The sequence below is a fragment of the Nocardia sp. CA-120079 genome (assembly GCF_050955745.1).
Taxonomy (GTDB): domain Bacteria; phylum Actinomycetota; class Actinomycetes; order Mycobacteriales; family Mycobacteriaceae; genus Nocardia.
In genome coordinates, this window is sequence record NZ_CP192088.1 from 9,121,574 (window position 1) to 9,144,654 (window position 23,081).

Sequence of the window (23,081 nt, forward strand, 5' to 3'; positions counted from 1 at the left end):
CACGCAACGGCGAATCGGACGTGCTCACAGTGGAACCCGGGTCGGTCCGTTCGCCCGGCGACGAACCCACCGCGGACCGCATCCGCGCACTCCTACCGCCAGAACACGAATCGAGGGACGCGCCGACACGACCCCACCGAACCGGAGAGACAAATAGTACGGCCGTACCGATCTGTGCCGGATGAAGCAACCGTCCAGCTTTCGGCGCTGCCGGAACTATTCGGCGCTCAGGCGCCGTACACCGCCTCCGGCGGAACGGACTTGGCGATCAGGTCGGCGACCACCGGGCCGAGCTCGGCCGGATTCCAGCGGGCGCCGCGGTCCACGGCGGTGCCGTGCCGCCAGCCGTCGGCGAGCGCGACCTTGCCGCCCTCGACCTCGAACATCCGGCCCGTGACGGCCGCGGATTGCGAACTGCCGAGCCAGACCACGATCGGCGAGACATTCTCGGGAGCCATCGTGTCGAAGCCGTCCTCGGGTGCGGTCATCATCTCGGCGAAGACGGTTTCGGTCATGCGCGTGCGGGCCGAAGGGGCGATGGCATTGACAGTGACGCCGTAGCGTGCGAATTCGGCCGAAGCGGTGAGGGTCAGGCCCGCGATACCCGCCTTGGCGGCACCGTAATTGCTCTGGCCGACACTGCCCTGCAGGCCCGCACCGGAGCTGGTGTTGATGATGCGGGCATCGACCGGGCGACCCGCCTTGGACTCGCCCCGCCAGTACTCGATCGCATGGCGCATGGTCGCGAAGTGGCCCTTGAGGTGGACCCGGACCACCGCATCCCACTCGTCCTCGCCCAGGTTCACCAACATGCGGTCGCGCACGAAACCGGCATTGTTGACCAGCACGTCCAGGCCGCCGAAGGTGTCGACGGCCTGGCGGATGAGATTGCGGGCGCCGTCCCAGTCCGCGACGTCGTCACCATTGGCCACGGCCTCGCCGCCGAGTGCTTTGATCTCGGCGACGACCTGTTCGGCGGGCGTCTCACCGGTCGCCGCACCGTTCAGCGCGGAGCCGAGATCATTGACCACCACGCGGGCTCCGGCGGCGGCGAAGGCGAGCGCGTGCGCCCGGCCGATACCGCGGCCGGCGCCGGTGACGATGACAATGCGCCCCGCGCAGATCTGCTCGGTGTCCATACCTGTTGTGTCCTCTTCGTTTTCAGGTTCGATTGTTCAGGCCTTGGCGGTCTGCTCGCCGACTTTCGCATTCGACGCCGCGAGGAATGCCGGACGCTCACCGCCGCCGTGCACCAGCAGCGTCGCGCCGCTGACGAAGGCGGCCAGGGATGAGGTCAGGAAGGCGGCGCAGCGGCCGATGTCCTCGGGGCGGGCCATCCGACCGAGCGGGATGGTCGCGCCGACAGCGTCGATACCGTCTTGATCGCCGTAGTGCAATTCGCTCAGTTCGGTGACAACCGGGCCCACGACCAGCGAATTCACCCTGACCTTCGGCGCCCATTCGACGGCGAGCGAGGAGGTCAGGCTGTCTACGCCCGCCTTGGCCGCGCCGTACGCGGCGGTACCCGGCGACGGTCGATGCCCGCTCACACTCGACACCATCACAATGGAGCCGCCGCCCGGCTGCTGCTGCATCACCGCATTGGCGGCCTGCGAGACCAGCAGGGGCGCGAGCAGATTCAGCTCGACGATCTTGCTGTGGAAGTTCTTGCTGGCGTCGGCGGCGAGGGCGAACGGGGCGCCGCCCGCATTGTTGACCAGGTGATCGAGGCGGCCGTGCCGCGCGACGATCGCGTCGACCAAACCCTGCACGGCATCGGCATCGCGCACATCGCAGGGCAGGTATTCGATCTCCCGGCCCTCATGCTCCACCAGCTCTTCACCGGGCCGTCGCGCGCAGGCCACGACGGTCGCTCCGGCAGCCAGGAAGGCCCGGCTGACGCCCGCGCCAACCCCGCGCACACCGCCGGTGACAAGGACGACGTTGCCGGTGAGGTCTATTTCGAGTGCCACCGTGCTAACCTACCAAGCAACTGCTTGCTTTGCCACCTCGTACACACGATGGGACTTGCGATGGGGATCAACCGTCACTCCGAATCAACCGGCATCACCGTGGTCACGGTCGACTACCCGCCGGTCAACGCCATACCGTCCGACGGCTGGTTCACGCTGGCGGATGAGATCCGCGCGGCCGGGCGCGATCCGGAAACCAAAGTGGTGGTCTTGCGCGCCGAGAACCGCGGCTTCAATGCCGGTGTCGATATCAAGGAAATGCAGCGCACCCCCGGTCATCAGGCGCTGATCGACGCGAATCACGGCTGTTTCGAGGCGTTCGCGGCGGTCTACGACTGCCCGGTGCCGGTGATCGCGGCGGTGCAGGGCTTCTGCCTCGGCGGCGGCATCGGCCTGGTCGGCAATGCCGATGTCGTCATCGCTTCGGATGACGCCACTTTCGGGCTGCCCGAGGTCGACCGCGGTGCACTCGGTGCGGCCACGCATCTGTCCCGGCTGGTGCCGCAGCATCTGATGCGAGCGCTGTTCTATACCGCGAGCACCATCACCGCACAGCAGTTGCAGCACTTCGGCTCGGTGTACCAGGTGGTCCCGCGCGCCGAACTCGATGCCGCCGCACTTGAGGTCGCCAAGAACATCGCGACCAAGGACAGCCGGGTCATCCGGGCGGCCAAGCGGGCGCTCAATGGCATCGATGTGCAGGACGTGCACCGTAGCTACCGCTACGAACAGGGCTTCACCTTCGAACTGAATCTCGCCGGTGTCGCGGATGAGATCCGCGCGCGGTTCGACGACGATCTGGCCGCACGCAAGGAAGAGAGCAAGGAAAACTGATGCGGGACAAGCGAATGTCGCTCGACGAGGTCGTCGGCGAACTGCGCAGCGGTATGACCATCGGCATCGGCGGCTGGGGCTCGCGGCGCAAGCCGATGGCGCTGGTGCGGGCCATCCTGCGCTCGGATATCACCGATCTGACCGTGGTCAGCTACGGCGGCCCCGATCTCGGTCTGCTGTGTTCGGCAGGCAAGGTGCGCAAGGCGTACTACGGCTTCGTCTCGCTGGATTCGCCGCCGTTCTACGATCCGTGGTTCGCCAAGGCGCGGACGTCCGGCGCGCTGGTGGCGCGGGAGATGGACGAGGGCATGTTGAAATGCGGGCTGGAGGCGGCGGCCGCGCGACTGCCGTTCCTGCCGATCCGCGCCGGTCTCGGATCCGATGTCGTGAATTTCTGGGATGGCGAGCTGAAGACCGTCGCATCACCGTATCCGGATGGCGACGGACGAACCGAGACGCTGATCGCGATGCCCGCGCTGAATCTCGATGCGGCGCTCGTGCATTTGAATATCGGCGATAAGCACGGCAATGCCGCCTACACCGGTGTCGATCCGTACTTCGACGACCTGTACTGCCTGGCCGCCGAACGCCGGTACGTGTCGGTGGAGCAGGTGGTGGAGACCGAGGAACTGGTGAAAGCTGTTCCGCTGCAGTCGTTATTGATAAATCGGATGCTGGTGGACGGTGTGGTCGAGGCGCCCGGCGGCGCGCACTTCACCCTGGCCGCCGATAGCTACGGCCGGGACGAGAAGTTCCAGAAGCACTATGTGGACTCGGCCAAGACGCCGGAGTCCTGGCAGCAGTTCGTCGACAAGTATCTGGCGGTCTCCGAGGACGAATATCAGGCCGCCGTTCGCGAGTTCGCACAGGAGGCGCAGAAATGACAGCATCGCGAAGCGATTCCGTGCGGGGTGGTGGCCAGGTGCCGGGCGGGCCTACTACAGAAACGGTCACCAGGGCCGAGATCTGCGCCATCGCCTGTGCCGAGATCTTCAGCGGCGCAGGGGAAATCATGGCCTCGCCGATGTCGCCGATGACGATCATCGGCGCGCGGCTGGCCAAGTTGACCACCGAACCGGATCTGCTGCTCTCCGACGGCGAGGCGCTGTTCTTCGCCGACACTCCCCCGCTGGGCGGTAAAGCGCCGATCGAGGGATGGATTCCGTTCCGCAAGGTGTTCGATGTGGTCGCCTCCGGGCGGCGCCATGTGGTGATGGGGGCCAATCAGCTCGATCGGTTCGGGAATCAGAATCTGTCGGCATTCGGTCCGTTGCAGCAGCCGACCCGGCAGATGTTCGGTTCCCGCGGCGCGCCGGGCAACACCATAAATCATCCGACCAGCTACTGGGTTTCGCGGCATACCCGCAGGGTGTTCGTGGATCAGGTCGATATCGTCTCGGGCGTCGGCTATGACAAGGTCGATCCGGCCAATCCGGCGTATCGGTTCCATCACCTGCACCGGGTCGTCACCAATCTCGGCGTCTTCGATTTCGAGGGACCCGACCATACGATGCGGGCGCGCAGTCTGCATCCGGGCGTCAGCGCCGACGAGGTCGCGGAGAACACCTCGTTCGAGATCGCCGGACTGGCCGAACCGGGCCAGACCCGGCTGCCGACCGCGGAAGAGCTGCGGTTGATCCGGGATGTGCTCGATCCCAAGAAGGTTCGAGAATCGGAGGTGCCGTCATGAGTTCGCTGCGGACACCGCTGACCGAATTGGTCGGCATCGAACATCCGATCGTGCAGACCGGCATGGGTTGGGTGGCCGGGCCGAGCCTGGTGGCGGCGACGGCCGAGGCGGGTGGGCTCGGGATTCTGGCCTCGGCGACCATGACATTCGCCGAATTGGAAGCCGCGATCGCGAAGACCAAGGCGCATACCGACAAGCCGTTCGGCGTGAATATGCGCGCCGACGCCACGGATGCGCCCGAGCGGATCGATCTGTTGATCCGGGAGAAGGTGGCCGTCGCGTCATTCGCGTTGGCACCGAAGCAGGAACTCATCGCCAAGCTGAAAGATGCCGGTGTGGTGGTGATTCCGTCGATCGGCGCGGCCAAGCACGCGGTGAAGGTCGCGTCCTGGGGCGCCGATGCGGTGATCGTGCAGGGCGGCGAGGGCGGTGGACATACCGGCCCGGTCGCGACCACGCTCTTATTACCGTCGGTGCTGGATGCGGTCGATATTCCGGTTGTCGCGGCGGGCGGATTCTTCGACGGACGTGGTCTGGCGGCCGCATTGGCCTACGGCGCCGCGGGTGTCGCGATGGGTACGCGTTTCCTGCTGACCAAGGAGAGCACCGTACCCGACGCGGTCAAGCAGGAATACCTGAAGCGACAGCTGCAGGACACCGTAGTCTCGCTCAAGGTCGACGGTATGCCGCACCGGGTGCTGAATACCGAACTCGTTGATCGCCTGGAACATTCGGGGCGCTGGCGGGGGTTGGCCGCCGCGGTCTCCAATGCGGCGAAGTTCAAGGGCATGACCGGCATGAAGTGGTCGACCATGGTCCGTGACGGTCTGGCCATGCGAAAAGCCAAGGACCTCAGCTGGTCTCAGGTAGTGATGGCCGCCAATACCCCGATGCTGCTGCGCGCCGGACTCGTCGAGGGCAATACCCACGCGGGTGTGCTCGCCGCGGGCCAGGTCACCGGAATCATCGACGACCTGCCCACCTGCAAGGAACTCATCGACCGCATCGTTGCCGATGCCGTCACGCGGATCGACACCATCGCCGCGCTGACTGCGGATCACAAGACAGCGCCGAACGCGACCTGATCGAACCGGCGCACAAATCGGAAGGCCGCAGGCTCGTGCACCGAAAGGCCGCCCCTTGGAATCGCTTCCAAGGGGCGGCCTTTGGTTACTCAGCCGGAGTTGACGAAGGGCTCTCAGCTAAGACATCCATCACGCTCAGCTGAGGCGTTCGATGATGGTCGCGTTGGCGGTGCCACCGCCCTCGCAGATGGTGAGCAGGCCGTAGCGGCCGTTGCGGCGTTCCAGCTCATTGAGCAGGGTGGCGAAAAGCTTTGCGCCGGTGGCGCCGAGCGGGTGGCCGAGGGCGATCGCGCCGCCGTTGGCGTTCACCTTCTCCGGATCGGCGCCGGTCTCGCGCAGCCACGCGAGCACGACCGGGGCGAAGGCCTCGTTGATCTCGACGACATCGATATCCTCGATGGTCAGACCGGTCTTCTCCAACGCCCACTTGGTGGCCGGAATCGGGCCGGTGAGCATCATGATCGGGTCGGCGCCACGGGCGCTCACATGGTGGATGCGGGCGCGCGGGCGCAGTCCGTATTCCGCGACGGCCCATTCGGAGGCGAGCAGGGTCGCGCTCGCGCCGTCGGAGATCTGGCTGGCGACCGCGGCGGTCAGTGTGCTGCCCTCGGCGAGCACCGGCAGCGACGCCATCTTCTCGAGCGAGGTCTCGCGCGGTCCCTGGTCGATCCAGAAATCACCGACGGGCACGATTTCGCCGTCGAAGCGGCCGTTCTTGATGGCATCGCGGGCGCGCTCATGGCTGCGCAATGCCCAGCGCTCCATCTCTTCTCGGCTGATATTCCACTTGTCGGCGATCATCTGGGCACCGTTGAACTGCGAAACTTCCGCGGTGCCATAGCGATGGTCCCAGCCCTGCGCCCCGACGAACGGTGCGTCGAAACCATATTCCTTGCCCGCCAACATGGCCGCCGAGATCGGAATAGCGCTCATATTCTGCACACCACCCGCGACGATCACCTCAGCCGTGCCGCTCATGATCGCCTGCGCGCCGAAATTGATGGCCTGCTGGGAAGATCCGCACTGCCGGTCGACGGTGACACCAGGAACTTCCTCCGGATAACCGGCGGCCAGCCACATCGTGCGACCGATATTGCCGGCCTGCGGACCGATATTGTCGACGCAGCCGACGATCACATCGTCGACCACCGCCGGATCAACAGGGTTGCGATCCAGCAGCCCACGCAATGCGGCCGCGCCGAGATCGGCCGGATGCACCGCGGCCAGCGCGCCATTGCGCTTGCCGACCGGCGTACGCACCGCGTCGATCACATAGGCGTCCCGCAGCGGGGTGTACGGGCGGCGAGCGGATGGTGCTGACATGGAGAACTCCTACTTGGTGTTGCCCGGCGGGAGCGACGGGCCTGGAGGCGGTAGCTCGCGTAGCCCACGCTGGGCCACGCGACCGCCGAAATCGACTACGGCACGGTCAGGCCGTCCAGCACGATGGTCAGGTACTGCTTGGCGAGGTTCTCGACGGTGATCGAGCCGCCGGGCTCGTACCACCGCACCGCAACCCAAACCGTGTCCCGGAGGAACCGGTAGGCCAATTCGACGTCGAGTTCCGGCCGGAAGCTGCCGTCCTCGACGCCATTGATCAACACCCGGTGCCACAGCTCGCGGAATTCGCGGTTGTAGTCCGCGATATAGGTGAACCGCTCCGAATCGCGCAACCGCTTGGCCTCGGCCTGGTAGATCGCCACCGCGGCGTGTGAGCGGTCGAAGGATTCGTAGGACGCGATCACCAAGGCTTCCAAGGTATCTCGCGAACTGAGCCCGGAGGCCACGATCTCCCGGTACCGCCCGAACAGATCGTCGAGGAAGCCGCGCAGAATCTCGTCGACCATCGACTCCTTGGAATCGAAGTGGTGATAGAGGCTCCCCGATAGAATTCCGGCCGCATCGGCGATATCCCGCACGGTGGTCGCACGCAGCCCACGCTCGGCGAACAGTTGGGCCGCGAGTGCGAGCAATTCATTGCGCCGAGCTGATTTCGAGGCGTCTGGTGCGGTCACACGGCTCATAATACAACCAAGCATTTGCTTGGGCCAGCCGCGTGCCTCGATTGGTCAGCGCATCGAATAGCGCAGTGGTGACGACACCGACAGGTCGGCAAGGAGTCGGTCGCAGATCACGACCGGTGAGACGCCCGCGCGCGCCATCCGGGCGACCAGCGCGAGTCTGCGCTCACAGCTGTCCCATTCGACGGTCAGCGGGCTGCGATCCGGGCCTGCGTCGACAGTGGCCATGACGCGCGGTGGACCGAATGGGACCGGCTCCTCGATGAGTTTGAGGATCATGCCGCGCTGCCAGGCACGATAGGTATCCATATCCGCACCGACCACCAGCTTGTCCGTAGCGGCGCACAGACCTTGGGCGATCTCGTCGGCGAATGCCACGCGATCGAAGCGGAATTTGCGGCATTTGCGAATGACGTCGAGCAGATCCGCTCGCACCTCACACAGCAGTGCCGTCTGCCGCCGCCGTCTGCGGTCCTGTTCGGATCCGAGCGATGCGGCACTGAGCCCGACGCGGCAGGCGCGTTCGTAGTCGCGTGTCATATCGGCGCGCAACGCACCCCGCGGATCACGGGCGACCTCGGATTCATCGATCGCGTACTGCTCGAGAATCTGGGCGGTCCGGGTCGCGGTCGCGCGCTCGGACGTGTGGTCCATGAGTTCGGCACCGAGGGTGAGCGCCGCGAGCACCATGCTGTCCAGACGTCGCCTGGCCAGCACGACTTCGCGCACCAATTCGAGTTCCAGTTGTTCGCGGGCCGGTGGGCGATCCTGCCCCATAGCCATCGCCCCTTAGGGGAGTGCGGGATTCGACCACTCCCAGCATTGCACAGGTATACGGCCCGCGTCCCCGCCTTTTTACCTGATCAGGCAGTGTTTGATGGCCGCGCCTTCGGCGCGGCGTGTTCGCTCGTAAGACTCGCTCCGTCGTGGTCGCTGATAGCGGGACGTTCAGCACTCGTGGCGCGCCCGACGGTCGAGTCACGCGCATGTGGTTGCGTCGATCAGGCGCGCTGGCTACTGACCGATACCACTTCGCCGGTGAGGTATGAGGTGTAGTCGCTAGCGAGCATGGCGATGGTGGCAGCGACTTCCCAGGGTTCCGCCGCGCGGCCGAAGGCTTCGCGTTCGGAGAGGCGGTCGAGGAGTTCGGTCGAGCTGACCTTGTCGAGGAAGGCGTGCCTGGCGATGCTCGGGGCGACGGCATTGATGCGGACGCCGAGTTCGGCGGCCTCGACGGCGCTGCAGCGGGTCAGGGCCATGACGCCGGCCTTGGCGGCGGCGTAGTGCGCCTGGCCGTATTGCGCGCGCCAGCCGAGCACGCTGGCGTTATTGACGATGACACCGCCGTGGCCCGCATCGCGGAAGTAGCCGAGGGCGGCACGGGTGCAGCGGAAGGTGCCGTTGAGGGTGATGTCCAGGACTCGGTCCCACTGCTCGTCGGTCATATCGACGACCGGTGTCTCGCCGCCGAGTCCGGCATTGTTGACCATGATGTCGATGCGTCCCAATGCCGTCGCGGCACCGCGAATCAACTCGTTGACCTGTTCGCTGCTCTGCACATCGCACACGATCGAGGCGACCCGGCGCTCCGGGAATTCGGCCTTGAGCTCGACCTCGGTTTCGGCGAGACGCCGCTCGTGCCAGTCGGATACGACGACATCGGCGCCCTCGGCGAGCAACCTGCGCGCGGTCGCGGAGCCGATGCCGGTGCCCGCCGCGGCGGTGATCACGGCATTGCGTCCGGTCAGCAGACCGTGCCCCGGAATGGGCTGCGGCGCAATGGAAAGCGGTCCGTGCCCACCCGTCACCCGACCACCACCCCCCGTGGAATCGCTATGCGATGCAGTATTCATCGAGCCTCCCGCGGCAGTCCGAGCACGCGCTCGGAGATGATATTGCGCTGCACTTCGTTCGAACCTCCGTAGATCGTGTCGGCGCGGGTGAACAGATACAGCCGCTGCCATTCGTTGAGATCGTGCTCATCGGCCACCAGCCCGGCGGGGCCGAGCACGGCCATGGCCAATTCGCCGAGGCCGCGATGCCAGTTGGCCCACAGCAGCTTCGATACCGAGGCCTGGCCGCCGTCGTCGGCGGTGCTGTCCTGCATGGTGCGCAGCGCGTGCGCGCGCAGCACGCGCAGGCCGACCCATGCCCTATCGATGCGGTCGGCGATCAACGGGTCCTCGGCCGCGCCGGTGCGGCGGGCCAATGCCTCGATATCGGCCAGTTCGCGAGCGAATCGGATCTGCTGGCCGAGGGTGGAGATGCCGCGCTCGAAGGTGAGCGTGCCCATGGCGATGCGCCACCCGTCACCGGGTTCGCCGACGACCAGGTCCGCGGCGGTGCGGGCGTCATCGAAGAAGACCTCGTTGAATTCCGAGGTGCCGGTCAGCTGGATGATCGGGCGGACCTCGATACCGGGCTGATGCATCGGAACCAGCAGGTAGGAAAGGCCCTTGTGCCGGGTCGAACCCTTTTCCGTGCGTGCGACGACGAAGCACCAGTCGGCCACATGGGCCAGCGACGTCCAGATCTTCTGGCCGTTGATCGACCATTCGTCGCCGTCGAGCTGGGCGCTGGTGGTGATGGCCGCCAGGTCCGAGCCCGCGCCGGGTTCGGAGTAGCCCTGGCACCACAGCTCGGTCACATTCCGGACGCCCGGCAGGAACCGCTGCTTCTGCGCCTGGGTGCCGAAGGCCAATACCGTCGGACCGAGCAGTTCCTCACCGACATGGGAAACCCGCGCGGGCGCGTTCGCCTTGGCGTATTCCTCATGGAAGATCACCTGCTGGCGCACCGAGGCCTCGCGCCCGCCCCACTCCTTGGGCCAGCCGAGGCAGGTCCAGCCTGCGGCGGCCAGATGCCGGTCCCAGGCGAGGCGTTCTTCGAAGGCCTCGTGTTCGCGGCCGGGCCCGCCGAGTCCGCGCAGCGCACGGAACTCGCCGTCGAGGTTCTCGGCCAACCACTCGCGCACTTCTGCGGAAAACCGCGCGTCCTGTGCCGCAGTGTCGGAATCTGAGGTCTGGATAGCAACCACGCCGGTAGGATAACCTACCAAGCACTTGCTTTGTTAGAGCCGGACCGCTTTTATCGAGCAAAGGCAGCAAAAGACCCCGCCGACGGTGAGGACACCCGTGACAACCCCTGCACAAACGACACCCATGGCACTGCACGATGCCGCGCGCACCTTCGGCACCGCGCCCGCCCTCGGCGACGGCGACGTACGGCTGGACTGGGCGCAGTTGCTGGCGGCGGTGCAGGAGGTGGCGCGGGCGCTGATCGCCCGTGGCGTGCAGCCGGGAGATCGGGTCGCCATGTGGGCGCCGAATACCTACCACTGGGTGATCGCCGCCCTGGCCGCGCACTACGCGGGCGCGGCCTTGGTGCCGTTGAATACCCGCTACGTCGCGGACGAGGCCGCCGATGTGCTGGAGCGGGTCGAGGCCAAGGCGCTGTTCATTGCCGGGACCTTCCTCGGAAGGGATCGGTTGGCCGAATTGCGTGCCGCAGCACCGGAATTGCACATCGATACAGTGGTGGTCATTCCGGTCGAGTCGGATACCGACGATCCCACCGCGCTGAGCTGGTCGCAGCTGGCCGAAGTTGCCGAATCCGTCACGCCGGCCGATGCCGTGAAGCGTGCCGAAGATGTCGACCCCGAGGACATTTCCGACATCCTGTTCACCTCCGGCACCACCGGACGCAGCAAGGGCACATTGGTCGCGCATCGGCAGGCGCTGGCGGTGGTGCGGGCCTGGGCCGAATGCTCCACCCTCGACAGCTCCGATCGCTATCTGGTGGTCAGCCCGTTCTTCCACAACTTCGGTTACAAGGCAGGCATTCTCGCGTGCCTGGTGACCGGCGCGACGATCATTCCGCAGGCGACCTTCGATGTGCCGGTGACCATGCGACTGGTCGGCGAAGAGAAGATCACGGTATTGCCCGGACCGCCGACCATCTACCAGACGATCCTGGACTTCCCGGACCGGGACAATTTCGACCTGAGCACCCTGCGGGTCGCCGTCACCGGCGCCGCGACCGTACCGGTGGTGCTGGTCGAGCGCATGCGTTCGGAACTCGACTTCGATGTGGTCATCACCGGCTACGGGCTGTCCGAGGCCGCCGGATTCGGCACCATATGTCGCGCGGACGACGATGCCGCGACCATCGCGGGCACCTGCGGTCGGCCGATCGCCGATTTCGAGCTGCGGCTGAGTCCGGAAGGTGAGGTACTGCTGCGCGGCCCGAATGTCATGCTCGGCTACCTCGACGATCCGGAAAGCACCGCGGAAACCATCGATACCGAGGGCTGGCTGCACACCGGCGATATCGGCACGATCGACGAGCGCGGCTATCTGAAGATCACCGATCGACTCAAGGATATGTACATCTCCGGCGGATTCAATGTGTATCCGGCGGAGGTGGAACAGGCGCTGGCCCGGCTCGACGGGGTGGCCGAATCCGCGGTCATCGGAGTCCCGGATACCCGAATGGGCGAGGTGGGCAAGGCATTTGTGGTGCGCAAGCCCGGCGCGGGACTCACCGAGGAGCAGGTCCGCGCACATGCGAGCACGGTGCTGGCGAATTTCAAGGTGCCGCGGTTCATCGAATTCCGGGACCAATTGCCCTATAGCGCGGCCGGGAAGGTGCTGAAACGTGAACTACGTGAGGAGAAGTCGTAATGTCCGAGATCCCCTATGAGCCGGACGTCGTCACGTACGAACGGCGCGGGCGGGTCGCCATCGTGACGCTCAACCGGCCCGACTACCGCAATGCGCAGAACTCGGTGATGACCTACGCTCTCGACGCCGCCTTCGAGCGCGCGGTCGAGGATCCCGAGGTCGGCGTAATCGTCCTGGCGGGCAACGGAAAACACTTCAGCGCCGGGCACGATATCGGCACGCCCGGCCGTGATCACCATGTGCGCTACCAGAACAAGGCCGCGCTCTGGTGGGATCACGTCGACAAGGTCGGCGGTGACCAGCGTTTCGCGCGCGAGCTCGAGGTGTACCTCGGCATGTGCCGACGCTGGCGGGAAATTCCGAAGCCGACCATAGCCATGGTGCAGGGCGCCTGCATCGCGGGCGGGCTCATGCTGGCCTGGGTCTGCGATCTGATCATCGCTTCCGATGACGCCTTCTTCTCCGATCCCGTTGTGCGCATGGGCATTCCGGGTGTGGAGTACTTCGCCCATCCGTGGGTGATGGGTCCGCGCGCGGCCAAGGAGTTCCTGTTCACCGGTGACCGCTTCGATGCGGCGCAGGCCAAGCAGTGGGGCATGGTCAATCGCGTCGTGCCGCGCGAGCAGCTCGAGACCGAAACCCTCGACCTGGCCGAAAAGATCGCCACCATGCCGCAATTCGGGCTCGCGCTGACCAAGAAGGCGGTCAACCAGGCCGAGGATCTGATGGGCATGCGGGCGGGCATGGATTCGGTATTCGGCCTGCATCACTTCGCACATGCGCACAATGCCGAGGTCGGCGCGGATTCGCTCGGCGGTATGAACGCCAAGTCGATGAAGGCCAACGCGACGACGGCCTCGACGTCCGAGCAGAACGGGACAACGTAGTGGATCTGGATCTCGATCAGGCGACGCAGGAATTCCAGCGGGAAGTCCGCGAATTCCTCGCCGCCGCCAAACCCGCGAAGCCGCTGCCTTCGATGGATACCAAGGCCGGGTTCGAGGCGCATCGCGAATGGGAGCGCACGCTGGCCGAGGCACGGCTGTCGGTCGTCGCCTGGCCGCAGGAGTACGGCGGCCGCAATGCCTCGCTGCTGGAGTGGGTGCTGTTCGAGCAGGAGTACTACGCCGCCGGTGCACCGGGGCGGGTCAGCCAGAACGGAATATTCCTGCTGGCGCCGACACTTTTCGAGCACGGCTCGCCGGAGCAGTTGGAACGGATCATGCCGCGGATGGCACGCGGTGACGATATCTGGGCGCAGGCCTGGTCCGAGCCGGAGGCGGGCAGCGATCTGGCCGGTATCCGCTCGACCGCGCGACGCACCACCGGCGGCTGGCTATTGAGCGGTCAGAAGACGTGGAGTTCGCGAGCAACATTCGCGGACTGGGCCTTCGGACTGTTCCGCAGCGATCCCGAGGCCGAGTCCGATGCGGCGGATGCGGAGCCCTCCGTGGTTACGCAGGCTGCCGCCTCCGGGCCTGACCGCAGCCGCCGGGGGCGGCATCGCGGACTCACCTATGTGATGTTCCCGCTGTCCGCGGATGGTGTTTCGGTGCGGCCGATTCCGCAGTTGGACGGGGAACCCGGCTTCGCGGAGATCTTCCTCGACGATGTCTTCGTGCCAGATCGCGATGTGATCGGCGAGCCCGGCGACGGCTGGCGGGTGGCGATGAGTACGTCGAGCAATGAGCGCGGACTGTCGCTGCGGTCCCCTGGCCGCTTCAGCGCCACCGCGCAGCGGCTCATCGATCTCTGGCTCGACACCGGCGACCGCACCAATACCGCGCAGCGCGATGCGGTGGTGGACGCCTGGATCGGCAGCGAGGCCTATCGGCTGCACACCTTCGGCACGGTCACCCGGTTGAACGAGGGCGGCAAGCTGGGCGCGGAATCCTCGATCACCAAGGTGTTCTGGTCCGAATTGGATATCGCCATGCACGAGACCGCGCTGGAGGTGCTCGGCAGTGCGGCCGAGCGGTCCGGATCCTGGACCGACGGCTATCTGTTCTCGCTGTCCGGCCCGATCTACGCCGGCACCAATGAGATTCAGCGCAATATCATCGCCGAGCGGCTGCTCGGACTACCGAGAGGGAGCAGCCGATGAGATTCGCGCTCAGCCCGGAACAACTCGACTTCGGCACCAGCCTGCGCAAGCTGCTCGACGCCGGACGGACACCAGCCGCGGTGCGCAGCTGGGCCGCGGGCGATCCCCGGCCCGGACGCGCGCTCATTCGGCAGCTGGCCGGTGCGGGTGCGCTCGGTCTTGCCGTCGAGGAGCAGCACGGCGGTGTCGGTGCGGAGCCGATCGATCTCGTCGTCGCATTCCAGGAGATCGGCCGCGCCGCCGCGCCCGGCCCGCTGGTCGAGACGGCGGCCGCGATACCGGTACTGCTGCAAGCCCTTCCGGATACCGCACCGGCCGCGCGCTGGCTGCCCGAGTTCGCGGACGGCGCGGCGCTCGGCACGCTGGCATTCACCTCGGCCGAACACGGCACGGTCGCGTTGGATGCCGATACCGCCGACGTCGTGCTCATCGCCGACGGTAATCAGCTCCGCACCGGACATCGCGCGGGTCTGGTGCGATCGGTCGATCCGGCGCGGCGACTGTTCGTCATCGAATCCGATGCCGTTGTCGCCGAAGGTGAGCAGGTACTCGATGCGGTTGGGGCGGCCTTCGACTCCGGCGCGCTGGCCAATGCGGCGCAGTTGCTCGGTGCGGGTCGAGCATTGCTGGCCGCGGCGACCGAATATGCCAAGCAGCGCAAGCAGTTCGGTAAACCGATCGGCGAATTCCAGGCCGTCAAGCAGAAGTTGGCCGATGTGCTGATCGGGCTGGATCTGGCCGAGCCGCTGCTCTATCGGGCGGCATTGACGATGGGTGAAACCACGCGCGGGCGCGACGTTTCGGCTGCGGTGATCGCCTGCGGCGATGCGGCCTATCGGGCAGCGCGCGCGGCGCTGCAGGTGCACGGCGCGATCGGCTACACCGCCGAGTACGACCTGTCGCTGTGGTTGACCAGGGTGACCGCGCTGCGGTCGGCCTGGGGTACACCGGATCTGCATCGTTCCCGGATTTCCCGCGCACTTCGCGACGAGGCTGTTCGGGATCGAGCCTTGCGAGGTATGAAATGACTGCATCGCGTAGCGATTCGATGGGGGGTGGTGGTCGGGCGACGGGTGGGCCGAGCACCGAGCATCAGGAGTTCATCGCCTCGGTCCGGGCGCTGCTCGCCAAGCACGCCGGATCAGCCGCCGTGCGCGCGGCAATGGATACCGAACTCGGCTATGACGCGAGGCTGTGGCGGCTGCTGTGCGAGCAGGTCGGTGTCGCGGCGCTGGCGATTCCGGAGGAATACGGCGGATTCGGCGCCAGCCTGGTCGAATCCCTATTGGTGGTAACCGAATTGGGGCGCACGCTGGCCGGGGTGCCGATGCTGGGTTCGGCCGTGCTCGGTGCGCAGGCGGTGCTGTTGTCCGGTGACAGTGCGGCGTGTGCGCGGCTGCTGCCCGAGGTTGCCGAAGGCGCCCGCACGATCGCGGTGTGCTGGGCGGGCACCGGCGGCTGGGATGAGCCGGGCGTGCATTCCGAAGGCGGAACACTGTCCGGCACAGCGCATTACGTGCTCGACGGGTTGCCTGCGGACACTCTTGTCGTGGTGACATCTGACGGACTGTTCGAGGTCGAGTCGGGAGCCGCGGGCGTCACCCGACGTGCCGTCGCGACTATGGATCCCACTCGCAAGCTCGCCGAAATCACGTTTGCGGAGGTTCCGGCGCGGCGGCTCGCTTCGGCGGATCCGGCGCTCACCGCACGGCTGCACGAAATCGCTTGGGCCGCAGTGGCTGCTGAGCAGGTCGGTGCGGCCGAACGGTGCCTGGAGATCACGGTCGAATACGCCAAGTCCCGGGTGCAGTTCGGGCGGGCGATCGGCAGCTTCCAGGCGCTCAAGCACCGCATGGCGGATATGTATGTGCTGGTGGAGTCGGCCAAATCCGCGTCCTATGCGGCGACGGTCGCGGTGGCGGAGCAGAGTCCGTCCGCTGCGGAGGATGTCTGGGTGGCGCGGACGCACTGTTCGGAGACATTCACGACCATCGCGGCCGAGATGGTGCAGTTACACGGCGGCATCGCCATCACCTGGGAACATGACGCGCATTTGTTCTTCAAGCGCGCACATGGTGATGCGGAGTTGTTCGGGCAGCCGCGCAGGCCGCGCACACCAACCCCCTGATGGTCACGCGCCCCGGCGGATTCGCCGGGGCGCTATCGTTTGGACGGCCCCGGCCTCGCCATACATAGTTAGCGTATGTAATAATATTCTATGCAGCAGGCTCAGGCGGCAACAGCAGATGACATCGTGGTCAACCTTCTTGTCACCGCCGGTCGGCTGACCCGGCTGGCCGGGGTGATCAGCGGCGACGATCTGCCGCGAGCCGTGATGCGCGCACTGGCGGTGCTCGATGAACACGGCGCGGTACGCGTCAGCGAATTCGCTCGTATCGATCGATGTTCACAGCCGGCGGCAACGGCGCTGATCGGCAAACTCGTCGCGGACGGATACGCCTCCCGACGCAAGGATCCGGATGATTCCCGGGCCGTCGTCGTCGAGCTCACCCCGGCCGGACGCAGTCGCCTGAGGCGTGCCCGCGGCGCCTTCGGCGAGGCGATGGCGGCGGGGCTCACCGGTTTCGATATCGAACGTTTGGCCCGCATGGAAAGCGATATGAAGGAACTGCTGGACGCGCTGAAGAAGTCGGTGCCGCAGCATCTGTCCAGGTCGCGATAGCCGACTCGGCTGGTCGGACCGGAGTACGGTCGGAGAGTATGACCGATGAGAAGCGTGGCCGAGTCAAGGTAGCGACCAGCCAGAAGCGAGTCCGGGTCTATCTCGGCGGCCAGTTGGTCGCCGATACCGCCCGACCGGTCCTGGTCTGGGAGAGTCCGCACTACCCGACCTACTATCTGCCCGTCGCGGATCTGCACGCGAAACTCGAGCCGAACGGCACCAGCGCGAAATCCCCGAGCCGCGGCACCGCGACCGGATACGACGTGGTCGTCGACGGCACCACCGCGTCCGGAGCCGCGGTGCGCTATCACGACTCCCCGTTCACCGAACTGAACGAGCTGGTACGCCTGGACTGGAACGCCATGGACGAATGGTTCGAAGAGGACGAGCCGGTCTATGTCCACCCGCGCGATCCGTACACCCGCGTCGACATCCTCGCCAGCTCGCGCCATATCCGCGTCGAAATCGACGGCACCACCGTCGCCGACTCGAACTCCCCCCGCATTCTTTTCGAAACCGGCCTCCCCGCAAGGTATTACCTCCCCCTGACCGACGTCCGCCAAGACCTGCTGAAGCCCTCGGCAACCCACACCAGCTGCCCGTACAAGGGCACCGCCGACTACTGGACCGTCCACATCGACGGCAAGGAATACCCGGACATCGTCTGGGGCTACCGCACCCCGCTCCCGGAAAGCCAGAAGATCGCGGGCCTGGCCTGCTTCTACAACGAGAAGGTCGATATCTACCTCGACGGCGAACTCCAGGACCGCCCCAACACCCCGTTCAGCTGACGCGGCAGTCGATCGCTCACTGTGGATCGCTGTGCGCGACCAGCCGATCGTGGCCGACCTCAACTACCGCACACTCGTCGAGCAGGCGCACAATCTCGCCGAGATGTTCGCTGAACAGTTGAAGCAGAACAGCATTGGCGATATTTCCGGTCGAGACAATCAGCAGCGACCGTGGCGACTGGTCGAGTATGTGCCCGATCCAGAAGTCGCGATCCTTGGTGACGACGACTCGACCTTCTCGATCAGCGATCGCCGCGATCTCACTATCCGTTGTCCGGTTTCCTTGTGCGATCGTCGAGGTGTGCACGACGTCATGCCCAGCATTCTTCAGCAGGACCGCCAGCTTGCGAGGAAGCTGGGCGTCTACGAGGAATTTCACGCCGCGTTGAACGGGATCGTTGTCTGGCGAGCAGTCACGATCGCGGCGTATTCGAGCACCGCGAGTATGTCGTCGGCCTCCAGATCCGGGTAGTCCGCCAGGATCTCATCGATACTCATGCCCGCTGCCAGCAACTCCAGCAGCATCTCCACGGGATACCGCAACCCGCGTACCACCGGTTTGCCGTGGCAGATGGCGGGGCTCGAGGTGATGCGATCGAGACGGGACATGACGACGATTCTACCCGGACGGCGAAGTCCAGGACCGCCCGAAGACCTCTTCAGCCGACCTTCGGCGCGTCAGATCGCAACGATCTCGGGCGTGCTCTCGAGGCCCGCGGCGCCCTGTTCAGCTCCGCCAGGGTGATCGCGTGATTTCGGGGGCACTGAAGAACTCGTCGGACTCCGGTCGCATCCGAGCATGGTCTACGCGGGGCAGTTTGCGGTGCCGTTCCACGAGTTCCGCAGAGGTCAATCGGCGGCGGCCGACAGGCCGCAGTTCGGCGACCTCCACGCCATTGCGGGTGACCCGAAATACCTCGCCCGCCTCGACAGCGTCCATGACCGCTGCGTGGTTATTGCGGAACTCTCGCTGTGTGGTCACCTTCATAACACCAGTTGTAGCCTACATAGCGCTAAGGCGGCGATCAGACCGCGATCAGTGGGGGCTGCTCGTCTGCGCGGCGGTATTGGCCTGGGGCCTGGCCGTATTCGCGTTTGAAGGCCTTGGCGAAGGCGAATTCGGAGGTGTAGCCGACCTTTCGGGCGATGGCGCCGAGGGGGCTGTCGGTGTCGCGGAGCAGGCGGGCGGCGGTGAGCATGCGCCAGCGGGTGACGTAGGCCAGGGGTGGTTCACCGACGGTGGCGGCGAAGCGGCGGGCCAGGGTGGCTCGGGAGACGCCCGCGATATCGCTGAGGTCGGGGACCGTCCAGGTGCGGGCGGGTGCTTCGTGTACGGCGCGCAGTGCCGCGGCGACCGCCGGATCGGCGAAGGCCCCGGCCCAACCGGTGGCGGGTTCGTCGGCGGCCTGTTCGTCGAACCAGGCGCGCAGCATGAACAGGAGCAGGGTTTCCAGGATGACCGGGACAGCGGCATCGCTGCCCTGTTTCGGTTCGGCGACCTCGGCGGCGAGCAGGTCGACAGCGGCGCGCAGGGACGGGTGGCGGCCGGGACGCGCTGGGAGATGGATGAATTCGGGGAGTTCGTCGAGCAGTGGGTGGCTGCGCTGCCTACCGAGTTCGTATGCGCCGCACAGCAGGGCGGTGCGCGCACCCGGTCCGGTGATCTCGCGCGGTTCCCCCGGTTGCGCCTGCTCGGTGACCGGGCTGTCCAGGCGGTCGAGCAGATCGTGGTCGGCGCCGCGCGGCATGAACAGGACGTCGCCGACGCCGAGAGCTATCGGTTCGCCGCCCGTCGGCACCGCCCAGCACGAACCCTGCAGCACCACATGGAAGCCCGCGCCGGGAACGACCGGATAGGCACGGCCCCACGGCGCGTGCCGGACAAACAGGCCGGAGGTCGGGTTGCCGGTCCGGATGGCGGCGATGGTTTCGCTGAGGATGTCCACCTGTTCACCATACCTCCACTTAATGAGTGTTTCAGACATCAGACTGCGCATATTGGCCATTCATATACTCATACGCTGTCGATAGAGTCTTACTCATGACAACGACGAAGATTGCCGTCTACGGCGCCACCGGCCACACCGGCGGCTACCTACTCACCGAATTACATCGACGCGGAATTGCCCCGATCCTGGTGGGCCGCAGTACATCCCGGATGCGGGCGGCAGCAGTGGCAGCCGGGGTGCCGGATGCCGAGATCCGGGTCGCGGCACTCACCGATCACGACGCACTGGTCGCCGCCTTCATCGACGCGGACGTCGTCATCAGCAGCCTGTCCGCGTATGTACACAATGGCGAGCCGGTGCTGGCGGCGGCCATCGCGCACTACACGGATCTGTCCGGCGAACAGCTTTCCTGAAGCGGGTTTTCGACGAGTACGGCGCGAAAGCCGAGGCCGCGGGCGTGACGGTGATCCCGGCGTCACCGACTCACTCCCCGACGAGCCGAGCTCCGACCTCCGCTACGACGTGGTCGTGGATGCCTATGACACCAGCGGACATTCGGCCCGCGGCGTGGTGAGCGGCGGCGACTCCTACCGTGATTCAGCTTTCCCCGAATAACGCCGCACTCAGCCGACCCCGCCGGAGGACTCACCACGCATCAGCGCCCCTAGGGACTCGCGGTCGGTCACGTCCATCTTGATGCAGGCGCGGTAGAGGTGACCCTCGACCGTGCGGACGGAAACCGTAAGGCGATCGGCGATCTGGCGGTTGGACAGGCCTGCCGCAACGAGATTCGCGATTTCACGCTCGCGGGAGGTCAGTGGCAAGGGCTGGGCTGCCTGGCGCAAAGCGGGCGTGCCTGCACCGCCGCAGGCCGCGGCGAGACGGTTCGCGGTGGCCGCGGATTCGAGGAGCCTGCGGCGATCACCGGCGCGTTCGTGGGCGGATGCGGCTTGGGCGGCGGCATCGGCGGCGGAGAGCATGGCGCCGATACGCTCGAATTCGGCTGCGGCCGCGTCTAGTCCGGATCCGTCGTGAGCCGCGAGCGCCACCGCATGGCGGGCCTGGACCTGCACCAATTCGCCGTCGACCCGCGCGGCCAGGTCGGCGAGTCGGCCTGCCACGGAATGCTCGCCGAAGCGCGCGGCGGTATGCAGTGCCATGGCCTCGATGGCGTGCTGATGTGCGCGCGCGGCGGCGTCAGCGGCGCCCATGGCCAGTCGGATGGCGGGGGTGACGGTGCCTTCCGCGGCGGCCGCGCAAGCACGCGCGATCTCCAACTGCGGGTCGTAGACCGCGCTGTGCCTGCCACCGCGAGCGGCCGCCTCGGCAATGGATTCGGCCGCCTCCGGAGCGCGCCCGAGTGCCGAATATGCCTCGGCCAGGCGGATTCTCGCCGGAATATGCCAAGCGGCGGCACCCTCGGCGGTAAGCGCGGCCAGAGCCTGTTCGAGATGTTCGATCCCGTCCGGGAAGCGGCCCTGCGCCACGTCGACGGTGCCCTGCAAGATCTTCGACATGCCCCACGCCAGGTACTGGCCCGGTGCCGAGTAGCCGAAATACCCCGAGGCGCGCCGGCGTGCGGCCTCGAGATCACCGGTGCAGATCAGCGCGAGCACCTCGGCATGGGTCGAGATGAACCGGTTGAGTCCGTCGATATGCGACTCCACCTGATGCCCGCGGGCCGCGTACTGCCGCGCTGCATCGCCCTTGCCCATCAGCGCCAGTGCCAGTCCACCGCCGAAGGCCGCCCACCAAACCGCCCACGGTGGGGCGCCTTCGGTCTCCATCACCGACTCGGCTCCGGAAAACGCTTCCTCGAGCAGATTTTCGTGAACCGCGCACGCCGCGGCCAGGCCGTCGAAGGTGGCCATGATCTTCGGATGCTGCACCTTGCCGCGCAGCATCGCGAGCACCTCGTCGGCACGCTCGGCATCGCCCATGGCCCAGAACAGGTTCGAGACCCGGGTGCTGCCCCACCGGCCCAGTTGCACCTCGTTCATCTGATCCGGATCGAAGCTGGCGAGGGTGCGTTCGGCCTCGATGCGATGGCCCTGCCACAGCAGCGCCCGAGCCAGCAGATCCGCGGCCTCCACTCCGCCGCGACGTTCCACCGCGGCCCTGGCGAAGCGCTCACCGAGCGGCAGATTAGCCAGCCCGATCGCATCGGCCGCGGCCGCCTCGAAGAGTTCGAGATCGGCGGATTTATCACTGTCCAAGGCCAATTCGGCCAGCCGGATGCGGTCGGGCGCGGAATTGATCGCGCGTTCCTTGAGCGAGGAGTACAGCCGACCGCGCAGCCGCCGGGCCGAGGCGATGCCGAGCCTGCGCCGGATGACCTCACCGAACAGCGGATGGTTGTAGCGCACGATCAACTGGTGGGTGTTCTCGACAACCCGGATGAGACCGCGGGTTTCGGCGGCCTCCACGGCTTCCTCCCCGGCCAGTTCGGAAAGCACGTCGAGATCGATGGGCTCGCAGAAGGTGAGCAGTTCGAGCACTCGCAGCACCGGTTCCGGCAGCTGTTCGACCCGATCCTCCAGTAGCGCAGCCAATTCCGAGGTCACCGCGGCCCGGCCGCGCAGCTGCCAGACGCCGTTCACCTGCCGCAGCGCGCCCGCCTCCAGCGCGCCCTCCACCAAATGCCGCAGAAACAGGGCGTTTCCGCCCGAGGACTCCCACATCAGGTTCGCGGTGAAGCCTTCCAACTGCCCACCGAGCATGGACTCGACCAGATCGACGCTCTGCTGCTGCGTGAACGGAGTGAGGTCGATACGCAGCAGATGGCCGTCTTTCCATAACGAGGTCACCGCATCTGGCACCTGCACCCCGCTGCGCACGGTCGCGACGATATGCGCGGCCTTATCGATGGCCAGCTGCAACAGCAGTGTGGCCGAAAGCTGATCGAGCAGGTGCGCATCGTCGACACCGATGATCGCGTGCCCGTCGGCGAGCAGCGCCTCGCGCGCCGCCGACATGAATGTCACCGGATCGTGTGCGGTATAAATGCCGACCATATGGGCGAATACGCCCAGCGGAATGCTGCGGGCCGATTCCGTACCCGCCACCCACCGCACATTGCCGCCTACCGCAGCCGTCGCCTGTCTCGCCAGCGTCGTCTTCCCGACTCCGGCGTCGCCCGTCAATACCGCACCGACGTATTCAGTTCCGGTGAGTGCCGCGCGGATCGCTTCGAACTCGGTCTCGCGCTCGATCATCGGCCAGTTCCGAGCCATAGCTCTTACTGTAGTTCGTCACGGATCATGATCGAT

24 protein-coding genes are annotated in these 23,081 nt (G+C 66.3%); 12 read left to right on the forward strand and 12 right to left on the reverse strand.

Features of this window, described 5'->3' with window-relative positions; all coding sequences use genetic code 11:
* Positions 1–227: 227 nt before the first annotated feature.
* Both ACQPYR_RS41235 and ACQPYR_RS41240 read right to left on the reverse strand, forming a co-directional pair.
* On the reverse strand, positions 228–1,139 hold the full coding sequence (locus ACQPYR_RS41235) for an SDR family oxidoreductase (protein WP_433600000.1): 912 nt from the start codon (positions 1,137–1,139) through the stop codon (positions 228–230).
* A gap of 36 nt (positions 1,140–1,175) precedes the next feature.
* Positions 1,176–1,973 carry an SDR family oxidoreductase gene (locus tag ACQPYR_RS41240; RefSeq protein ID WP_433523407.1) on the reverse strand — a complete coding sequence of 266 codons (798 nt, stop codon included), beginning with the start codon at positions 1,971–1,973 and terminating at the stop codon, positions 1,176–1,178.
* Positions 1,974–2,033: 60 nt separating this feature from the next.
* Between ACQPYR_RS41240 and ACQPYR_RS41245 the strand changes: the two genes are divergently transcribed.
* From ACQPYR_RS41245 to ACQPYR_RS41260, 4 genes are read left to right on the forward strand one after another with little or no spacing between them, the layout of a single operon-like run.
* Positions 2,034–2,807 carry an enoyl-CoA hydratase family protein gene (locus tag ACQPYR_RS41245; RefSeq protein WP_063047705.1) on the forward strand — a complete coding sequence of 258 codons (774 nt, stop codon included), beginning with the start codon at positions 2,034–2,036 and terminating at the stop codon, positions 2,805–2,807.
* Complete coding sequence (locus tag ACQPYR_RS41250; RefSeq protein WP_433625225.1) at positions 2,807–3,691, forward strand: CoA transferase subunit A; 885 nt, start codon at positions 2,807–2,809, stop codon at positions 3,689–3,691. The genes ACQPYR_RS41245 and ACQPYR_RS41250 overlap by 1 nt, the downstream gene beginning before the upstream one ends.
* The gene (locus ACQPYR_RS41255; RefSeq protein WP_433625228.1) at positions 3,688–4,497 is read left to right on the forward strand and encodes a CoA-transferase subunit beta; all 810 of its coding nucleotides are present in this window, start codon (positions 3,688–3,690) and stop codon (positions 4,495–4,497) included. The genes ACQPYR_RS41250 and ACQPYR_RS41255 overlap by 4 nt, the downstream gene beginning before the upstream one ends.
* Positions 4,494–5,582 carry an NAD(P)H-dependent flavin oxidoreductase gene (locus ACQPYR_RS41260; RefSeq protein WP_433625231.1) on the forward strand — a complete coding sequence of 363 codons (1,089 nt, stop codon included), beginning with the start codon at positions 4,494–4,496 and terminating at the stop codon, positions 5,580–5,582. Before ACQPYR_RS41255 ends, ACQPYR_RS41260 begins: the two co-directional genes overlap by 4 nt.
* Positions 5,583–5,717: 135 nt before the next feature.
* On the opposite strand, the gene ACQPYR_RS41265 is transcribed toward ACQPYR_RS41260, so the two are convergent.
* The 5 genes from ACQPYR_RS41265 to ACQPYR_RS41285 all read right to left on the reverse strand — a co-directional run bounded on the left by ACQPYR_RS41265 (position 5,718) and on the right by ACQPYR_RS41285 (position 10,640).
* Entirely contained in the window at positions 5,718–6,905 is a 1,188-nt protein-coding gene (locus ACQPYR_RS41265; protein ID WP_433625233.1) for an acetyl-CoA C-acetyltransferase, read from the reverse strand.
* A gap of 95 nt (positions 6,906–7,000) precedes the next feature.
* Positions 7,001–7,606: a TetR/AcrR family transcriptional regulator gene (locus ACQPYR_RS41270; RefSeq protein ID WP_040696837.1), complete on the reverse strand. Its 606-nt coding sequence runs from the start codon at positions 7,604–7,606 to the stop codon at positions 7,001–7,003.
* 45 nt (positions 7,607–7,651) lie between these two features.
* The gene (locus tag ACQPYR_RS41275; RefSeq protein WP_433625236.1) at positions 7,652–8,380 is read right to left on the reverse strand and encodes a hypothetical protein; all 729 of its coding nucleotides are present in this window, start codon (positions 8,378–8,380) and stop codon (positions 7,652–7,654) included.
* A gap of 224 nt (positions 8,381–8,604) precedes the next feature.
* Entirely contained in the window at positions 8,605–9,456 is an 852-nt protein-coding gene (locus ACQPYR_RS41280) for an SDR family oxidoreductase (protein ID WP_433625239.1), read from the reverse strand.
* Positions 9,453–10,640, reverse strand: a complete 1,188-nt coding sequence (locus tag ACQPYR_RS41285) for an acyl-CoA dehydrogenase family protein (protein ID WP_433625242.1) — start codon at positions 10,638–10,640, stop codon at positions 9,453–9,455. Before ACQPYR_RS41285 ends, ACQPYR_RS41280 begins: the two co-directional genes overlap by 4 nt.
* A 97-nt stretch (positions 10,641–10,737) precedes the next feature.
* Here ACQPYR_RS41285 and ACQPYR_RS41290 point away from each other — a divergent pair, with 97 nt between their 5' ends.
* The 7 genes from ACQPYR_RS41290 to ACQPYR_RS41320 all read left to right on the forward strand — a co-directional run bounded on the left by ACQPYR_RS41290 (position 10,738) and on the right by ACQPYR_RS41320 (position 17,863).
* A complete protein-coding gene (locus ACQPYR_RS41290; protein ID WP_433625244.1) occupies positions 10,738–12,285 on the forward strand; it encodes a FadD3 family acyl-CoA ligase in 1,548 nt (515 codons plus the stop codon).
* Complete coding sequence (locus tag ACQPYR_RS41295; RefSeq protein WP_433625247.1) at positions 12,285–13,172, forward strand: enoyl-CoA hydratase; 888 nt, start codon at positions 12,285–12,287, stop codon at positions 13,170–13,172. Before ACQPYR_RS41290 ends, ACQPYR_RS41295 begins: the two co-directional genes overlap by 1 nt.
* A complete protein-coding gene (locus ACQPYR_RS41300) occupies positions 13,172–14,389 on the forward strand; it encodes an acyl-CoA dehydrogenase family protein (RefSeq protein WP_433625250.1) in 1,218 nt (405 codons plus the stop codon). The genes ACQPYR_RS41295 and ACQPYR_RS41300 overlap by 1 nt, the downstream gene beginning before the upstream one ends.
* A complete protein-coding gene (locus ACQPYR_RS41305) occupies positions 14,386–15,417 on the forward strand; it encodes an acyl-CoA dehydrogenase family protein (RefSeq protein WP_433625252.1) in 1,032 nt (343 codons plus the stop codon). Before ACQPYR_RS41300 ends, ACQPYR_RS41305 begins: the two co-directional genes overlap by 4 nt.
* Positions 15,418–15,437: 20 nt before the next feature.
* The gene (locus ACQPYR_RS41310; RefSeq protein ID WP_433635387.1) at positions 15,438–16,517 is read left to right on the forward strand and encodes an acyl-CoA dehydrogenase family protein; all 1,080 of its coding nucleotides are present in this window, start codon (positions 15,438–15,440) and stop codon (positions 16,515–16,517) included.
* A gap of 90 nt (positions 16,518–16,607) precedes the next feature.
* A complete protein-coding gene (locus ACQPYR_RS41315; protein ID WP_433625254.1) occupies positions 16,608–17,072 on the forward strand; it encodes a MarR family winged helix-turn-helix transcriptional regulator in 465 nt (154 codons plus the stop codon).
* A gap of 38 nt (positions 17,073–17,110) precedes the next feature.
* Positions 17,111–17,863 carry a DUF427 domain-containing protein gene (locus ACQPYR_RS41320; RefSeq protein WP_433625256.1) on the forward strand — a complete coding sequence of 251 codons (753 nt, stop codon included), beginning with the start codon at positions 17,111–17,113 and terminating at the stop codon, positions 17,861–17,863.
* 16 nt (positions 17,864–17,879) lie between these two features.
* Here ACQPYR_RS41320 and ACQPYR_RS41325 read toward each other — a convergent pair whose 3' ends face one another.
* The 4 genes from ACQPYR_RS41325 to ACQPYR_RS41340 all read right to left on the reverse strand — a co-directional run bounded on the left by ACQPYR_RS41325 (position 17,880) and on the right by ACQPYR_RS41340 (position 19,809).
* Positions 17,880–18,242 (reverse strand): DUF5615 family PIN-like protein, encoded by a 363-nt coding sequence (locus ACQPYR_RS41325; protein ID WP_433625258.1) that lies wholly within the window; start codon positions 18,240–18,242, stop codon positions 17,880–17,882.
* Positions 18,239–18,472 carry a DUF433 domain-containing protein gene (locus ACQPYR_RS41330; RefSeq protein WP_433625261.1) on the reverse strand — a complete coding sequence of 78 codons (234 nt, stop codon included), beginning with the start codon at positions 18,470–18,472 and terminating at the stop codon, positions 18,239–18,241. Before ACQPYR_RS41330 ends, ACQPYR_RS41325 begins: the two co-directional genes overlap by 4 nt.
* A gap of 118 nt (positions 18,473–18,590) precedes the next feature.
* The gene (locus ACQPYR_RS41335; RefSeq protein ID WP_433625264.1) at positions 18,591–18,851 is read right to left on the reverse strand and encodes a type II toxin-antitoxin system Phd/YefM family antitoxin; all 261 of its coding nucleotides are present in this window, start codon (positions 18,849–18,851) and stop codon (positions 18,591–18,593) included.
* Positions 18,852–18,888: 37 nt separating this feature from the next.
* Positions 18,889–19,809 (reverse strand): AraC family transcriptional regulator, encoded by a 921-nt coding sequence (locus tag ACQPYR_RS41340; protein ID WP_433625267.1) that lies wholly within the window; start codon positions 19,807–19,809, stop codon positions 18,889–18,891.
* A gap of 95 nt (positions 19,810–19,904) precedes the next feature.
* On the opposite strand from ACQPYR_RS41340, the gene ACQPYR_RS41345 reads away from it, so the two are divergent.
* Positions 19,905–20,225, forward strand: a complete 321-nt coding sequence (locus tag ACQPYR_RS41345; RefSeq protein WP_433625270.1) for an NAD(P)H-binding protein — start codon at positions 19,905–19,907, stop codon at positions 20,223–20,225.
* A gap of 210 nt (positions 20,226–20,435) precedes the next feature.
* On the opposite strand, the gene ACQPYR_RS41350 is transcribed toward ACQPYR_RS41345, so the two are convergent.
* Positions 20,436–23,045 carry a LuxR C-terminal-related transcriptional regulator gene (locus tag ACQPYR_RS41350; RefSeq protein ID WP_433625272.1) on the reverse strand — a complete coding sequence of 870 codons (2,610 nt, stop codon included), beginning with the start codon at positions 23,043–23,045 and terminating at the stop codon, positions 20,436–20,438.
* Between the last annotated feature and the right edge of the window lie 36 nt (positions 23,046–23,081).

Bases quoted from the DNA above. Each gene is read 5' to 3' on its own strand.
- ACQPYR_RS41270 (WP_040696837.1), bottom strand. From the start codon at position 7,606: ATGAGCCGTGTGACCGCACCAGACGCCTCGAAATCAGCTCGGCGCAAT.
- ACQPYR_RS41305 (WP_433625252.1), top strand. From the start codon at position 14,386: ATGAGATTCGCGCTCAGCCCGGAACAACTCGACTTCGGCACCAGCCTG.
- ACQPYR_RS41320 (WP_433625256.1), top strand. From the start codon at position 17,111: ATGACCGATGAGAAGCGTGGCCGAGTCAAGGTAGCGACCAGCCAGAAG.
- ACQPYR_RS41255 (WP_433625228.1), top strand. From the start codon at position 3,688: ATGACAGCATCGCGAAGCGATTCCGTGCGGGGTGGTGGCCAGGTGCCG.
- ACQPYR_RS41345 (WP_433625270.1), top strand. From the start codon at position 19,905: ATGACAACGACGAAGATTGCCGTCTACGGCGCCACCGGCCACACCGGC.
- ACQPYR_RS41315 (WP_433625254.1), top strand. From the start codon at position 16,608: ATGCAGCAGGCTCAGGCGGCAACAGCAGATGACATCGTGGTCAACCTT.
- ACQPYR_RS41235 (WP_433600000.1), bottom strand. From the start codon at position 1,139: ATGGACACCGAGCAGATCTGCGCGGGGCGCATTGTCATCGTCACCGGC.
- ACQPYR_RS41275 (WP_433625236.1), bottom strand. From the start codon at position 8,380: ATGGGGCAGGATCGCCCACCGGCCCGCGAACAACTGGAACTCGAATTG.
- ACQPYR_RS41245 (WP_063047705.1), top strand. From the start codon at position 2,034: ATGGGGATCAACCGTCACTCCGAATCAACCGGCATCACCGTGGTCACG.
- ACQPYR_RS41310 (WP_433635387.1), top strand. From the start codon at position 15,438: ATGGGGGGTGGTGGTCGGGCGACGGGTGGGCCGAGCACCGAGCATCAG.
- ACQPYR_RS41265 (WP_433625233.1), bottom strand. From the start codon at position 6,905: ATGTCAGCACCATCCGCTCGCCGCCCGTACACCCCGCTGCGGGACGCC.
- ACQPYR_RS41250 (WP_433625225.1), top strand. From the start codon at position 2,807: ATGCGGGACAAGCGAATGTCGCTCGACGAGGTCGTCGGCGAACTGCGC.
- ACQPYR_RS41295 (WP_433625247.1), top strand. From the start codon at position 12,285: ATGTCCGAGATCCCCTATGAGCCGGACGTCGTCACGTACGAACGGCGC.
- ACQPYR_RS41335 (WP_433625264.1), bottom strand. From the start codon at position 18,851: ATGAAGGTGACCACACAGCGAGAGTTCCGCAATAACCACGCAGCGGTC.
- ACQPYR_RS41350 (WP_433625272.1), bottom strand. From the start codon at position 23,045: ATGGCTCGGAACTGGCCGATGATCGAGCGCGAGACCGAGTTCGAAGCG.
- ACQPYR_RS41260 (WP_433625231.1), top strand. From the start codon at position 4,494: ATGAGTTCGCTGCGGACACCGCTGACCGAATTGGTCGGCATCGAACAT.
- ACQPYR_RS41280 (WP_433625239.1), bottom strand. From the start codon at position 9,456: ATGAATACTGCATCGCATAGCGATTCCACGGGGGGTGGTGGTCGGGTG.
- ACQPYR_RS41330 (WP_433625261.1), bottom strand. From the start codon at position 18,472: ATGTCCCGTCTCGATCGCATCACCTCGAGCCCCGCCATCTGCCACGGC.